Annotated in this window: 16 protein-coding genes; 6 read left to right on the forward strand and 10 right to left on the reverse strand. The window is 58.5% G+C overall.

Going from position 1 to position 13,206, the window contains the following annotated elements; genetic code table 11:
* Nucleotides 1-60: 60 nt before the first annotated feature.
* The 5 genes from N8E88_RS00755 to N8E88_RS00775 are packed head-to-tail and all read right to left on the reverse strand — an operon-like array spanning nucleotide 61 to nucleotide 4,411.
* Entirely contained in the window at nucleotides 61-669 is a 609-nt protein-coding gene (locus tag N8E88_RS00755; protein WP_262290581.1) for a DUF447 domain-containing protein, read from the reverse strand.
* Nucleotides 666-2,066: a DUF6513 domain-containing protein gene (locus tag N8E88_RS00760; RefSeq protein ID WP_262290582.1), complete on the reverse strand. Its 1,401-nt coding sequence runs from the start codon at nucleotides 2,064-2,066 to the stop codon at nucleotides 666-668. The genes N8E88_RS00755 and N8E88_RS00760 overlap by 4 nt, the downstream gene beginning before the upstream one ends.
* Nucleotides 2,059-2,610, reverse strand: coding sequence for a flavoprotein (locus N8E88_RS00765; RefSeq protein WP_262290583.1), 552 nt, complete (start codon nucleotides 2,608-2,610; stop codon nucleotides 2,059-2,061). The genes N8E88_RS00760 and N8E88_RS00765 overlap by 8 nt, the downstream gene beginning before the upstream one ends.
* Nucleotides 2,607-3,242: an amino acid kinase family protein gene (locus tag N8E88_RS00770; protein ID WP_262290584.1), complete on the reverse strand. Its 636-nt coding sequence runs from the start codon at nucleotides 3,240-3,242 to the stop codon at nucleotides 2,607-2,609. Before N8E88_RS00770 ends, N8E88_RS00765 begins: the two co-directional genes overlap by 4 nt.
* Nucleotides 3,239-4,411, reverse strand: coding sequence for a (5-formylfuran-3-yl)methyl phosphate synthase (locus N8E88_RS00775; RefSeq protein WP_262290585.1), 1,173 nt, complete (start codon nucleotides 4,409-4,411; stop codon nucleotides 3,239-3,241). Before N8E88_RS00775 ends, N8E88_RS00770 begins: the two co-directional genes overlap by 4 nt.
* A 173-nt stretch (nucleotides 4,412-4,584) precedes the next feature.
* On the opposite strand from N8E88_RS00775, the gene N8E88_RS00780 reads away from it, so the two are divergent.
* The 6 genes from N8E88_RS00780 to N8E88_RS00805 are packed head-to-tail and all read left to right on the forward strand — an operon-like array spanning nucleotide 4,585 to nucleotide 9,675.
* Entirely contained in the window at nucleotides 4,585-5,805 is a 1,221-nt protein-coding gene (locus tag N8E88_RS00780) for a lanthanide ABC transporter ABC transporter substrate-binding protein PedA1 (protein WP_262290586.1), read from the forward strand.
* 27 nt (nucleotides 5,806-5,832) lie between these two features.
* Nucleotides 5,833-6,807, forward strand: a complete 975-nt coding sequence (locus tag N8E88_RS00785) for a YVTN family beta-propeller repeat protein (RefSeq protein WP_262290587.1) — start codon at nucleotides 5,833-5,835, stop codon at nucleotides 6,805-6,807.
* A 32-nt stretch (nucleotides 6,808-6,839) separates the two neighbouring features.
* On the forward strand, nucleotides 6,840-7,337 hold the full coding sequence (locus tag N8E88_RS00790; protein ID WP_262290588.1) for a cupredoxin domain-containing protein: 498 nt from the start codon (nucleotides 6,840-6,842) through the stop codon (nucleotides 7,335-7,337).
* Nucleotides 7,338-7,388: 51 nt separating this feature from the next.
* Nucleotides 7,389-8,195, forward strand: coding sequence for a lanthanide ABC transporter ATP-binding protein PedB/LutE (locus N8E88_RS00795; protein ID WP_262290589.1), 807 nt, complete (start codon nucleotides 7,389-7,391; stop codon nucleotides 8,193-8,195).
* Nucleotides 8,192-9,046, forward strand: coding sequence for a lanthanide ABC transporter permease protein PedC (locus tag N8E88_RS00800; protein WP_262290590.1), 855 nt, complete (start codon nucleotides 8,192-8,194; stop codon nucleotides 9,044-9,046). Before N8E88_RS00795 ends, N8E88_RS00800 begins: the two co-directional genes overlap by 4 nt.
* Entirely contained in the window at nucleotides 9,043-9,675 is a 633-nt protein-coding gene (locus tag N8E88_RS00805; protein ID WP_262290591.1) for a hypothetical protein, read from the forward strand. Before N8E88_RS00800 ends, N8E88_RS00805 begins: the two co-directional genes overlap by 4 nt.
* A gap of 174 nt (nucleotides 9,676-9,849) precedes the next feature.
* Here the strand turns inward: N8E88_RS00805 and pqqE are convergent, their stop codons facing one another.
* The 5 genes from pqqE to N8E88_RS00830 all read right to left on the reverse strand — a co-directional run bounded on the left by pqqE (nucleotide 9,850) and on the right by N8E88_RS00830 (nucleotide 13,161).
* Complete coding sequence (pqqE, locus tag N8E88_RS00810; protein ID WP_262290592.1) at nucleotides 9,850-10,983, reverse strand: pyrroloquinoline quinone biosynthesis protein PqqE; 1,134 nt, start codon at nucleotides 10,981-10,983, stop codon at nucleotides 9,850-9,852.
* On the reverse strand, nucleotides 10,980-11,279 hold the full coding sequence (pqqD, locus tag N8E88_RS00815) for a pyrroloquinoline quinone biosynthesis peptide chaperone PqqD (RefSeq protein WP_262290593.1): 300 nt from the start codon (nucleotides 11,277-11,279) through the stop codon (nucleotides 10,980-10,982). The genes pqqE and pqqD overlap by 4 nt, the downstream gene beginning before the upstream one ends.
* Nucleotides 11,276-12,031, reverse strand: coding sequence for a pyrroloquinoline-quinone synthase PqqC (gene pqqC / locus N8E88_RS00820; protein WP_262290594.1), 756 nt, complete (start codon nucleotides 12,029-12,031; stop codon nucleotides 11,276-11,278). Before pqqC ends, pqqD begins: the two co-directional genes overlap by 4 nt.
* Nucleotides 12,028-12,966: a pyrroloquinoline quinone biosynthesis protein PqqB gene (pqqB, locus tag N8E88_RS00825; protein WP_262290595.1), complete on the reverse strand. Its 939-nt coding sequence runs from the start codon at nucleotides 12,964-12,966 to the stop codon at nucleotides 12,028-12,030. The genes pqqC and pqqB overlap by 4 nt, the downstream gene beginning before the upstream one ends.
* 99 nt (nucleotides 12,967-13,065) lie before the next feature.
* Nucleotides 13,066-13,161 (reverse strand): pyrroloquinoline quinone precursor peptide PqqA, encoded by a 96-nt coding sequence (locus N8E88_RS00830; RefSeq protein ID WP_100002498.1) that lies wholly within the window; start codon nucleotides 13,159-13,161, stop codon nucleotides 13,066-13,068.
* Between the last annotated feature and the right edge of the window lie 45 nt (nucleotides 13,162-13,206).

Genomic DNA, 13,206 nt, shown 5'->3' on the forward strand with positions numbered 1-13,206 from the left:
CCCCTGCGGGGAGAAGGTGGCCCGAAGGGCCGGATGAGGGGGTGCGTTTACCGAAACGTGCTAAATCTGACCGCCATGATGATGCACGGCGTCCTTGCCTTTCGCGTCGGCAGCGTCGCGATGATCCTTGACCTTCTCCATCAACCAGGACCATGCCTGATGTTCATCCGGTCCTGCGGTCTTCTCGATAGCAATTGCGAGGTAGGCGATCTCCGCCTCGATCTTTTCCGGTGGCAACATGGAAAGACGGCTGACGAGGATTGCGAGTTCGAGTACGGCAGCCTTGGCGCGGTTAAGCCCGGTGAACGGTGCGTGCGTGGCTTCGGAAACCACTTTGCAATAATGGCGCGGGCGTATGGCATCCTCGTCGATGGAGACGACCTTGAGCACCGAATGGCTGAGCGCTGCCTCCAATCGTGGCACCGGGCAGTTTTTCACCGCAACAGTCGGCCAGTCCTTGCGGCCGGTCAGGCAGCCGGCGAAGATCAGCATGTCATCGGTATAATTAGCGATCGCGAACGGAATGGCGGAGAGATTTTCAAGCGTTTTCGAAGGGCGGAATGGCGCGATCACCCAGCCATCCTCGTGCTGGATGATACCGAGCGGCGCAATGTGCGCGACGCCCTTGGTGTCGACCGTAGTAACAATGGTCTCCCTAATATAGGTCACCGCGTCTTGTCCTTCTTCGCTTTCAAAGTGTGCCCCGCTTCCGCCAACCGCAATCGGTCCTGTTGTTTGCCGGGAGCAGCCACGCCCCAGGAAAGCGGCTCATCCTGCGTGTAGCGCTTGCCGAGCCTCCAGGCGATCTCCGCCTTGGTGAGCTCCGCACCGAGATAGAAGGCGTGCGCGCCGTCATTCTCAACGCCGAGGCCCGGGAAAAGTTCAAACGCATCCTGAGCGATCCTGTGGCCCTGGCCGTTGAAGATGTGCACGCCATCCGGAGCGGTCATGATGCGGAAATTGGCATCGCGCACCTCAGCGGCAAGCGCGGCAATATCCTCGACGCTGTTCGGGTAGGGCTTGCGGTCGTGCACCTGTAGCAGAGCGGCATCGTAGCCGCGCGGCAGGGCATGATCCTCCCTGGCCGCAAACATGGTGCGGCGCGCGCTGTCGTGCTCCTCGACCGTGCGGATCGTATGCGGGCTGACATTGACGACAAGCACATTGCCGATCGACAGCTCTGAGCAGATGCCCGCAAGCAGGGCGGTGACACCGGAACTGTCGGCGTCGGTGAGTTCGGTGAGATTGCCGGTGCCCATCATCATCGGGATATCCGGCCAGCGGCGGCGCGCTTCAAGAAAGCGCCCTAACGAGACGGAAAAGCCGAAATGGATCGGGTCGAGCACCGGATCGGCGATGAAGGCGATATCCGCGGCTTGAGCGGCAGCGATCGCGCGGCCAAGCGAATCCAGATCGCCCGGGTTCGAAGGAATGAGAACAGGCGTGACACCATATTTGATGGCAAGGCCGATGGTATGTTCGGTGAGGCTCAGGAGATAGTCCGCACCGGCCGCAGCACTCGTTTCGAGCTCTTCGAGATTGGCTGAATCGACACTGACCTTGAGCCCCTGATCTTTCAAGGCGCGAACGGCATCGGCCAGATGCGGAAACGGGGTTTCCGGCAAGCAGCCAAGATCGATGACATCGGCACCGGCAGCGGCAAGATGCGTTGCACGCTGCATGAGCGCATCGAGCGACAGCGCCGAAGCATCGACGATTTCGGCAAAGATTCGCATGTCATGCCTTGAAAGATCGATGGGCTTGCCGACACGGCCGAGAAAGACCGGGAGATCGGCGACCTCATCGGGACCGCGAACGAATGGAATACCGAAACGCTGGCTCAAACTGTCGAGATCTCCGCGGTAGCGGCCGGGCAGGATGATGCGATCGGCCGATATCGGCGGCTTCAGACGGCGCGCGATGATGTCCTCGGTCATCAGCGCCGCGACCTTCACGCCAATATCGACGATCTCGTAGGTAAACGCTGTCTTACCGAGATCGGCGAGGATCCGTTCCAGCCGTGCACGGGCAAGATGCCCGGTCAGGAACAGTAACCGCTCAGCCATCGCCGGAAATCACCTTCTGGCGGGCGCTGATGGTTTCTATGAGTTCGGCCAGCGACTCGACGACCTTCGTCCGTTCATAGGTCTTGAGCTTTGCAGTATTTTCCAGATCGATCGGGCGCGGATAGACCTTGACCATGCCGCTCGGCGCCATGGTCTCAAGTTCGGGCGCCGTATCGCAGGCAAAAACGATGGACGGCACGAGACACTTCCCCGCCTGTGCATAGACGTTGGTGGGCAGCGAATCCGAAATACCGGCGACGCATTTTGCCACCGTGTTGGATGTGGCCGGCGCGATCACGGCCGTGTGGTAGACGCCGGTGTAAAACCCGCCAATGGGCACGGAACTTGCCGTCTTGTCATGCAGCACGCGCGTCGTATCGAGAAAGTCGAGCTTTAGCCCGTACATGCGCAGCACTTCGTTTGCTGCCTTCGATACGAAGACATCGCAATGCTCGAGCGTGCGGATCAGTTCGAAGCTTTCAATGAAGAAATGGCCCGAACCGGTCAATGCCCAGGCCCAGCGCGGCGTATGCAGTCTCGTCATTGCGCACCCATGGCTTCGGTCTGTCTGTGCCGCATGATCCTGCGTCCGGGGATGGATGCCAAGGGCAAATCGAGCCTATCCAGCATCCCGGGACCGGCGACATAGAGGTTCGCGCCCTCGCCCAGCATATCCGGCAGCATGTTGTCGACAATGCCCGCAGCGGCAAGTTCCCGCACGGTTGCGTAGTGGGCGTATTCGTCGGTCTGCTTGACCAGCAGCAAGTCGCCGGCAGGTAATACTCTGGCCAACCAGGCGCTGAGGCTGTCCGATGTGATATGCCAGGAACACGGTATATCCACCGCGCCCAAGGTCATCGATGACGGAAGCCAGACGGGTGTTGCGCCGGCTTCCAGCACCTCGCCGATGTGCGATAGTGACCGCGCCACCCGCAATTGCGGATGCCGCTCGGCAATGGCGATGCCGAACTGGTCCATGGCGAGGATGGCCATCGCATGTGCTGCCTCGTCGGAATATCCGAGACGCTTCTGCGAAGTCCGCACCTGATCGGCGAAAGGCCCGCCGCCCGGCACGATGACCAGCGGAAAGGTTGCGCTTGCAAGAAGGTCGATCCAGCGCTGCATTTCGGCTTGGCCCGCCGTGCTGCCTCCAAGCTTGACAACGAGCGGTTTCATGAAGACTTCCGGCCCCCGTGGGCGTGGATCGGCCGGGGCTTGGCCGATGAATTCTTCACATCGTTTTTCCGCTCGATCTCGACACCGACACCGCCGGGTCCAAGCTCCAGCTTTTCGGCCCGCACGACAACGCGGGTCACACGCGGATTTTCCAGAACAAAAGCTGCGACCTGCTCTGCCAGCGTTTCGGCAAGCTCGATATGGCCGCGCGCGACGATGGCACGAATGCCGTCCATGATGAGATCGTAGGAAACGACGTGGCGCATGTCTTCCGGGTTGCGCGTCACCCGCAAGACATCGGCCGACACATCGAAACGCACCTTCTGCGCCTTGCCATGCTCGAAACTATAGGCGCCGATGTGGACGGGCAGAACGAAATCGCGAACGAAGATCTTGTCGGTACCAAGCCCCGCCTCGGCAGGATCGGGGAAGTAGCCGCGCGCGGCGAGCAACTTGTAGTCGACGCCCGGGGGTGCGCTTGCCTCGAGAGCCTCGGGGATCAGGCCGCGAATTTTCGCCGTTGCCTGTGCATCGATTGGCGCGGTGCGATCGAGACCCGAACACAGCGCACCGCGGAAACCGAGAAAATCCGGGGCATAGGCCAACAGACGCGGGATATCCGGCGCTTCAAGCGATCCGGCAACGCCAACCTTCAATCCGCGCGACTGGCCATCCTTGATGAAGGTGCCGATCTGGTCAGGAGTCATGTGATTGAGCAACCGCCCTTTCGACTTGTCGGCCGTATCGATCATCACGCCGTGGAATCCGACGGACGAGAGCTCCGCAAACAGATTTTCGCTGTATGTATCGCGGTAGTCGGCGAAAAGCACTGCAATCAATTTTTTGTGCGACGCTAGCGGCTTTAGTGCTTCCAAACAGCCGGCTAAGTTCCCTGACGCGAAGAGCCCGATCTTGATATAGTCCACACCAGTTGCAGCAAATTCCTCAACCTTTGTGCGAACGACTTCAGGTTGCATGGGAAGATCGCCGCAGGCGGCACTGACAGACCGCCTTCCCGCGATAAAAGCTATAACTTCCAGAAGCTTGGACGGTGCAACCGCGCCAAGTGCACCATTGGCCGGGTCCTTCAGATCGATGATATCCGCACCGTTCTGGAAGACGATTTCCGCTTCCTGCACGTCCTGAACGCTTGCCAGCATTTGTGTCATCAGCATAGCCCCCGAAACAGATTGGAAATCTTGCCTGGTGTCAAAGAAAAGTTGACACCTAGGGTTGAGATTATGGCGGGGTTGTTTAAAAACACTATGGGCACCTCTGTTCTTAAGCGACCGCCATTACGTGAATGGCGGCTAGTCTGAATGGTATGATCATGAAGAGTACGGTGCCAAACACTCTCTCAGTTTTATTCGGCTTTTTTTTGCTGTTCGTCAACGTGTCGGCGGTACCGGCGCAGCAGGCTGCGACGAATAAGCCTGCAAAACCGGTGGTTGAAACGCGCATCGGCTATCTTCGCGCCTACGAACCGCAACTGGCACTATCCGTACTCGATATTCCGCCGCGCGACGAAGGTGTGGCGGGCGCCAATGTCGCCATCAACGACAACAATACGACCGGCAAATTTCTTGGCCAGAGCTTTGTCCTGGACGTAACCGAAACCAAGTTCGACGCCGACGTGGTGCCTGTGTTCAAGGAAATGCTCGCCCGCGGCGATCGTTTCATTCTCACCGACATTTCCGCCAGGCAATTGCTGTCGATCGCCGATCTCGCCAAGGATAGCGACGTCCTCTTGTTCAATGTAGGCGCCACGGATGACAGCCTTCGCGAGGAGGAATGCCGCGCGAACATCTTCCACACGGCGCCGACACGAAGCATGCTCGCCGACGGACTGGCGCAATACCTCGTCTGGAAACAATGGCGCAAATGGGTGCTGCTCTATGGCTCGCACGACCGCGACAAGCTCTATGCCGATGCGATCCGCCGCGCCGCGACACGCTTCGGCGCAACGATCGTGGAAGAGCGGCTTTACGAGGACAAGGGTACTGCGCGCAGGACCGACACCGGCGTTATCCAGGTGCAAAAGCAGATGCCGGTATTCACCCAGAACCTGCCGGAACACGATGTGGTCATCGTCGCCGACGAGAGCGAGGTTTTCGGCAGCTACGTCCCTTACCGGACCTGGACGCCGCGGCCGGTAGCGGGAACGGCCGGACTGGTTCCCTCGAGCTGGCACCCCGCCAGCGAACAATGGGGCGGATCACAGATTCAGAATCGTTTCGACAAGGCAACGGGGCGGCGAATGCTCTCGAAGGACATGCAGGCATGGACCGCAGTGCGCATATTGGGAGAGGCGGTCACGCGGTCAAAGGGGAATGATCCCAAACAGGTCGAAACCTTCATCAAGGCGGATGACTTTTCCATAGCCGCCTTCAAGGGGCAAAAACTCAGTTTCCGCAACTGGAACTGGCAGCTGCGCCAGCCGATCCTGATCGGCGACGGCCATGGCGTCGTTTCCACTTCGCCGCAGGAAGGTTTCCTGCATCAGTTCTCGGAACTCGACACGTTGGGCGTGGATAAACCCGAAACCAAGTGCAAGCTCGATTAAAACATGAACATAAATGGGAGGACAAAGATGCGACGACATAGGTGCCTGCTCGCTGCGACCGTAGCGCTGCCATTTCTTGCACAGCCCGCCTGGGCAAATCTGGTCTATGTCTCGAACGAGAAGGACAACACGGTAACGGTGGTCGATTCGAAGACCATGGAGGTGGTCAAGACGATTAACGTCGGGCAACGGCCGCGCGGTATCACCATCTCGCCGGACGGCAAAATCATCTATGTCTGCGCCAGCGATGACGACACGGTCGAGATGATCGATGCCGCGACGAACGAGGTCATCGGATCGCTGCCGTCAGGGCCAGACCCAGAGCTTTTCGTCCTGTCACCCGACGGGCAGACTCTCTATGTCGCCAATGAGGACGACAATCTCGTCACGGTGATCGACGTCAATACGAAAGGCGTGGTTGCCGAGATACCGGTGGGTGTCGAGCCGGAAGGCATGGGTGTGAGCCCCGACGGCAAGACCATTGTGAATACCTCGGAAACGACAAGCATGGCGCATTTCATCGATACGTCGACCCATGAAATCACCGACAATGTGCTCGTGGATTCGCGCCCGCGCTTTGCCGAGTTCAAGCCCGATGGTTCCGAAGTCTGGGTTTCCGCTGAAATCGGCGGCACGGTATCGGTCATCGATAACAAGACCCGCGCGGTGACCCACAAGATCACCTTCGAAATCCAGGGATTGCGCTCCGAACAGATCCAGCCTGTGGGTGTCCGCATCACCGCCGATGGCAAAAAGGCCTATGTGGCGCTCGGCCCGGCGAACCGTGTTGCCGTGGTCAACACGGAAACCTACGAGGTCGAAAAATATGTGCTTGTCGGCCAGCGGGTCTGGCAGCTCGCATTCATGCCGGATGGCAAGCAGATCATCAGCACGAACGGGCTGTCGAACGACATCACATTTATCGACACGGAAACCGATGAGCCAATCAAATCGGTTACGGTAGGGCAATTGCCCTGGGGCGTTGCGATATCGCCGAATTGAAAGCATTTCTGAAGACCAAAGGGAGGAATTACATGACAACATATAAAACCCTCGCACTGGCTGCGGTTCTCAGCATCGGGCTGGCTCAATCCTTTGCCTTTGCCCAAGCTGACGACGATGACGACGCCAAGGCGGCTCCCGAGCCGAAGGCGGCAATGCAGGCAAAACCGCCGGCGATCACGCGCGGCAGCAAGAATGTGCCGGAGCTTATTCTCGGTTCGAAAGAGGATGAATTCACGGTCAACCAGAAGGATTTCGAACTGGTTGCCGGACAGGGCTATCGCTGGAAGATCACGTCCGCAGCAGGACTTGAATACAAATTCGTCACCGATCTTTTCCGAAATGTCTGGATGAACCAGATCGTCATCAACGATCTTGAAGTGCATATGGATGGCGGGCCGGCCTGGCTCGAATTCGACTCGCCAGGGACGATCAATGTACAGTTCACGGCGGTGCGGCCCGGCAAATACACATGGTCCGTGCCAGACCTTGCAGACAAGGGAATGAAGGGTACGATTACCATCAAATAGCCGTCAGTTTGCGGCAAGGTCGTCGTCGCAAAGTACCAAGGGTGGAGCTTGATGGGTACAAATGCCGGACTGAGGAACATCAATGACAAGTCAATGCCGGAAGCGAATCTTCCGGCGCTTGATCTCGCATCCGTGAGTTACGCCTATGGCAAACGCCAGGCGCTGGAAAACATCACGTTTTCCATAGCGCCCGGACGCTTTGCCGTGCTGCTCGGCCTGAACGGAGCGGGCAAGACGACGCTGTTCTCCCTGATCAGTCATCTGTTCGCAACAAGGCACGGCCGCATCCATGTGTTCGGCCATGACATCGACCGGCGGCCGGGTGATGCGTTGCGGCGGCTCGGCATCGTTTTCCAGGCGCGCACGCTCGATCTCGATCTTTCGGTGCATCAGAACCTCTCCTACCATGCATCGCTGCATGGTATCCGCGCGCGCGAAGCCAACCAGCGCATTCACGATCTGATGCAGTCCATCGACATGAGCGACCGGCTGCACGAGAAAGCCCGCAGTCTCTCCGGCGGGCAGATCCGGCGCGTGGAGATTGTCCGCGCGCTGTTGCACGAACCCTCGCTGCTGCTGCTCGATGAAGCGACGGTCGGCCTCGATATCAAATCGCGTGCCACCATCCTTTCCGATATCCGCAAGCTGGTGGAGGAGAAGGGGATCAGCGTCTTATGGGCGACACATCTGATCGACGAGGTCAGTCATGCGGATCAGGTCATCGTGCTCAACCAGGGCAAGCTCGTCGCCAATGGTCCGGTGCATGACGTGGTCAAGAACGCCGGGGCGGAGACGATCAACGAGGCGTTCTCGCGGCTTACCGGGATATATGCACTGAATGCGGGGAACCGGCTATGACGGACATTGCCAGCCGCGTCCCCATCGGACGCAGCCGCTTCGGCGTGATGAACTATCTGGTTTGCCTCAAGGGTATTCTCATCCGTGAGGGCCTGCGCTATCTCAACCAGCGCGAACGTTTCATCTCGTCGCTGGTGCGGCCACTGCTGTGGCTGTTCATCTTTGCGGCAGGCTTCCGCCAGGTGCTCGGCGTTTCGATTATCCCGCCCTATCAGACCTATGTGCTGTACGAAGTCTATATCACGCCCGGCCTGTGCGGCATGATCCTTTTGTTCAGCGGCATGCAATCATCTCTCTCCATGGTCTACGACCGGGAAATGGGCAATATGCGCACGCTTCTCGTCAGCCCGTTTCCACGCTGGTTCCTGCTGGTGTCGAAGCTTTTGGCCGGCGTCGCGGTGTCCATTATTCAGGTCTACGCCTTCTTGTTCATCGCCTGGTTCTGGGGCGTAAAGGCGCCGGCGTCCGGATATCTGCTGACGCTGCCGGCGCTGTTCCTGTCGGGCATGATGCTGGGTGCGCTTGGGATGCTATTGTCATCCCTGATCAAGCAGCTGGAAAACTTCGCCGGCATCATGAACTTCGTGATCTTCCCGATGTATTTTGCCTCATCTGCACTTTACCCGTTGTGGCGCGTGCAGGAGGCAAGTCCGCTGCTTTACAAGATCTGCCTGCTCAATCCGTTTACCTACGCGGTCGAACTGGTGCGCTTCGCTTTTTACGGACAGATCGAGTGGACCTCGCTGGCCGTCGTCTGCGGGTTCACCATCGTTTTCATTGCGGGCGCGATCATCGCCTACGACCCCTCGCGCGGTCTCGTCATCAAGAAACAAGAGGGAGGCAATAATTGAAACGGTCAGAGGTATTCTTCGCGGCGTCGGCTGGTCTTCTCCTGTTATGTTCCGGCGGTGCTGCTCTTGCCGCGGCGAACAATGATCCGAGCTGGCCTTGCGTCCAGCGCAAGGTACCGGAACTTTCGATCGGTCAGGTGTGGAACGGCCCGGACATTCCGGAGGCGGCGAAAAACTGGGATAGCGATCCAAAAATCGATGATCTCGTTAGCGAAGTCGCGGCGCGGCGCAACCCGCTCGACGCCGCACAAAAGCAGGTCGTAGAGTTTGCCGGGAGTCTGCCCAAGGAGCAGCTTAACGACAAGATGTTCATGCTGTTCCAGGGTGTATTCGACACCTTGAACCGCGAGCGTGAGCAGGTGATTTCTGGTATCTCACGCTACGCCGACAAGCAACGCGACATGGCGGCGGATCTGCGCAAGGAAGCCTCGACGGTAGACGCGATGCGAGCCAAACCTGATCACGATCCGGAAGAACTGGACAGGTTGAATGAAAGGCTGACCTGGGAAACCCGCATATTCGAGGAGCGGGTCCAATCGCTGACCTATGTCTGCGAAGTGCCGACGATTATCGAGCAACGCCTGTACGGCCTGTCGAAGACAATCGAGCAAACGATCATCAAACCTTGATTGCAGCCGCCGCAGAAGGGATTGTGCGTGGTTCGACAAGCTCACCATGAGGGAGGTGGTGGATTGCAGTATAATCACCACCGGTACAGATCTGGATAATACCGATAGTACGGATCTAGGCTCCCTGCATCATCAGCATCCCTCATGGTGAGCTTGTCGAACCACGCACAGCACCTATGCTGAAGTTGGGTCGAGTTCGACGGATTTTCCAATCCTTCGATAGGTGAAGGCGTCTGGCGTCGTGTCGGCCGTCTTCGTGCTGATGGCCTCGTTGATGAGCGCGCCCATACGGGCATGCAGCGGGGATTTGATGCAGGCCGGGTCCGTAGCAGCCGCGTCGCCGGCGATTGCCATGGCCTGACAGCGGCAACCACCCCAATCGATCTCCTGACGCTCGCAGCTGCGGCATGGCTCCTGCATCCAGCTTGTTCCGCGAAACGCATTGAATGCGGACGATTCATGCCAGATTCGGCTGAGGCTCCAGTCGCCGAAACGCTCGAAATGCAAAGACTTGATCGTGCCGGCCGCATGGCATGGAAGCACGGTACCATCGGGCGCTACCATGAAGGCATCGCGAGCCCAGCCGCCCATGCAGGGCTTCGGATAGATGGCGAAATAATCAGGCGTGACGAAGTCTATCGTCATGATACCGCGCAGACGCTCCTGCGCTTCTTCGACAATCTGCACCTGCCGCTCGACCGCTTCGCGCTCCGGCATGAGCGCCTTGCGATTGAGCAGAGCCCAGCCCGCATATTGCACATTGGCGATTTCGAGCCGCTCGGCGCCAAGGGAGAGCGCGAGTTCGATGAAATCCGGTACTTCTTCCATGTTGTGGCGATGGATCGGCGCATTGATCGTCAAGGGCAGGCCCGCCGCGCGAACGCGGCGTGCCGTTTCGAGCTTCTTTTCATGGGCGCCGCGCGAATTGCCGATCTTCTCGGTGGTGGCAGCAAACGCACCCTGGAAACTCAGCTGGATATGATCAAGCCCGGCCTCGGCCCAGGCTTCAATTCGGCCATCAGCGATGCCAACGCCCGCCGTGATGAGATTGGTATAGACGCCCCGCCGCGCGAGACAGGCAATAAGCTCCCCGAGATCGGTACGAAGCGTCGGTTCGCCGCCGGAAAGATGTACCTGCAGAACGCCGAGGTCCGCCGCCTGTTCGAACAGCGAAAGCCAGCCTGCCGTATCCATTTCCCGGTTGGCTTTCAACAGCTCGACCGGATTGGAGCAATAGGCACACTGCAACGGGCAGCGATGCGTCAATTCCGCCAGCATGCCGATCGGGGGTAGGACAGGTTCGTTCATAACGTCACCAGAAACTTGTCGGACCATTCCTGCAGAAAGCCGGTTACATCCGGCGCGATCTCGGCTTCATCCGCTGCATACTGGTCCGCCAGCAATGCAATCATTTGCGCGACGCTGTGGCGCCCGTCACACAGCCTCAAAATATCGAGGCTCACTTCATTCGGCCAGAACACCCGTTCCGGCGACAGCAGCGCCCATGCCTCGCGCACCGTATCATACTGCAGCCGTGCATGAGACTTTAATATGGGTCGCGATTGCATGGAAACAACCGCACGGACACGGCTTGCCCCAGTCATGCCGCCTCCGGATCGAAAGCGCCGGGCGGGATATTGCCCTTTTCACCGTAAGCATGAGCTAACGCATCGAGCATTGCCCAGAGGATATCGCATTTGAAAATGAGCGCGTCGATGACCGCCTGCTGTTTTTCCGGCGTATCGGCATGTTTCATCACATAGGCCAAGGCGAAATCGGAATCGCGTGACGCCTGTGTCGGCCGCTTGTCGAAATAGGCCAGGATATCCGGCGTCACATAATCATATTTCGCCAGCATGGCCGGAACGCGCTCGCCGATGATGACAGGCGAGAAAAGCTCTGTCAGAGATGAGGCCACGGCCTCAAGCAGCGTGCGGTTGGTGCAGAAGGAAAGGTAGGCGCCAACGGCAAATCGCGTGCCCGGCAGTGCCAGCTTTTCGCTTTTGACATCATCTGCATCGAGACCAAGACCCGTAGCAAGCTTCAACCAGCGCGCAATGCCACCGCTCCAGCCGTCGTCGCCATCGTGATCTTCGATCCGCTTGCGCCATTCGGCACGAAATTCGGGATCTTCGGCCCGGGCAATGATCATCGCGTCCTTGCGCGGAATGACCGACTGATAGCAATAGCGATTGAGCGCCCAAGCCTGCATCTGCCCCTTGGTCAGGGCCCCGCTGACCATCTGGTGATGATAGGGGTGGCGATTGTGATAGCGCTCCGCACCGACCTCGCGCAGAACTCTTTCCAGATCAGCTGGCGACAATCCGTCTCGCGCCGCATTGCCGAATTTGCTCAAAGCCTGACCTCCATGCCATCAAATGCTATTTTCCAGCCCGCGGCGACAACGGCCGCATGTTCAGGCGATGCCGCGTCGAGAATGGGGTTGGTATTGTTGATGTGCACATAGATCCGCTTCCTGATGCCAAGATCCGCCAGGGCCGCCAGCGAACCACCCTCGCCCGAAATGTACATATGACCCATGCGCGCGCCGGTTTTTGTGCCCACTCCTGCCGCGATCATCTCGTCATCGGTATAGACGGTGCCATCGAAGAACAGGCATTCGGCAGCTGACAGCCGCTCTCGAAGGGGGGCGTCGATACCGGCGCAGCCCGGAATGTAAAAGGCCGTCGTCGCACCATCACCCGATGCGATGCGCAGGCCGATCGTATCGCCTGTCATCGTGCCAAACCCCTCACTCGCCTTGGATTTATCTTCGAGGAACAGCGCAACCTTACCCGGCACAGCAAAAGTTTCGACGGTTATGCCGACGCGATTTCCTTGGGCATCAAGAATATCCGTGCTCTCGCCCAAGGGGAGTTCGCGCCTTTCGACGATTTCCCGATCAAGGACGTTGAAAATCGAATTGGATTCGAGCACGTCGAGAACCCGCCCTGTCGCATAAATCGCGAAGGGTTCGCGCTCACGCAGGCTGAGCAGCCCGGCGATATGATCGACATCGGCATTGGTCAGGATGACGGCGCGGATGGGCGTCGAGCGCAACGGTCCATCGGCCCGCGGCTGCAATTCAGGTGTGACGGCAATCTGCTGGCGAATGTCAGGCGACGCGTTGAACAAAACCCAATCACGCCCGTTCGCGCTGGCGGCGAGACTCGATTGGGTTCTCGCACGGAAATTGGCTTCGCCATTCCGTGCTCCACGGCTCAATCGATAATTGCAATTCCACTGGGGAAACCCGCCTCCTGCTGCGGAGCCGATGACTGTCAATCGCATGCGGGCACAAACCCTCTCCTTCCGGAAACCAGGTTCCGGCCGAACAACCACAAGGTGCCGCCCTACGCGATCAGATCGCGCAGGGCGATGGGTCAGATCTTACTTTTTTGCCTTGAGTTCTGCAGGCAGGTAACGTGAAAGTTCCATACCGGCAGCAACCTGACACATGGTAGGTTTTGTCCATGTTTTCTTCATGCTTTCCTCCTTCTGCTTAAAGATCAAAGATTGATCTTTCTCCTT

It is taken from the genome of Phyllobacterium zundukense, assembly GCF_025452195.1.
Taxonomy (GTDB): Bacteria; Pseudomonadota; Alphaproteobacteria; order Rhizobiales; family Rhizobiaceae; genus Phyllobacterium; species Phyllobacterium zundukense_A.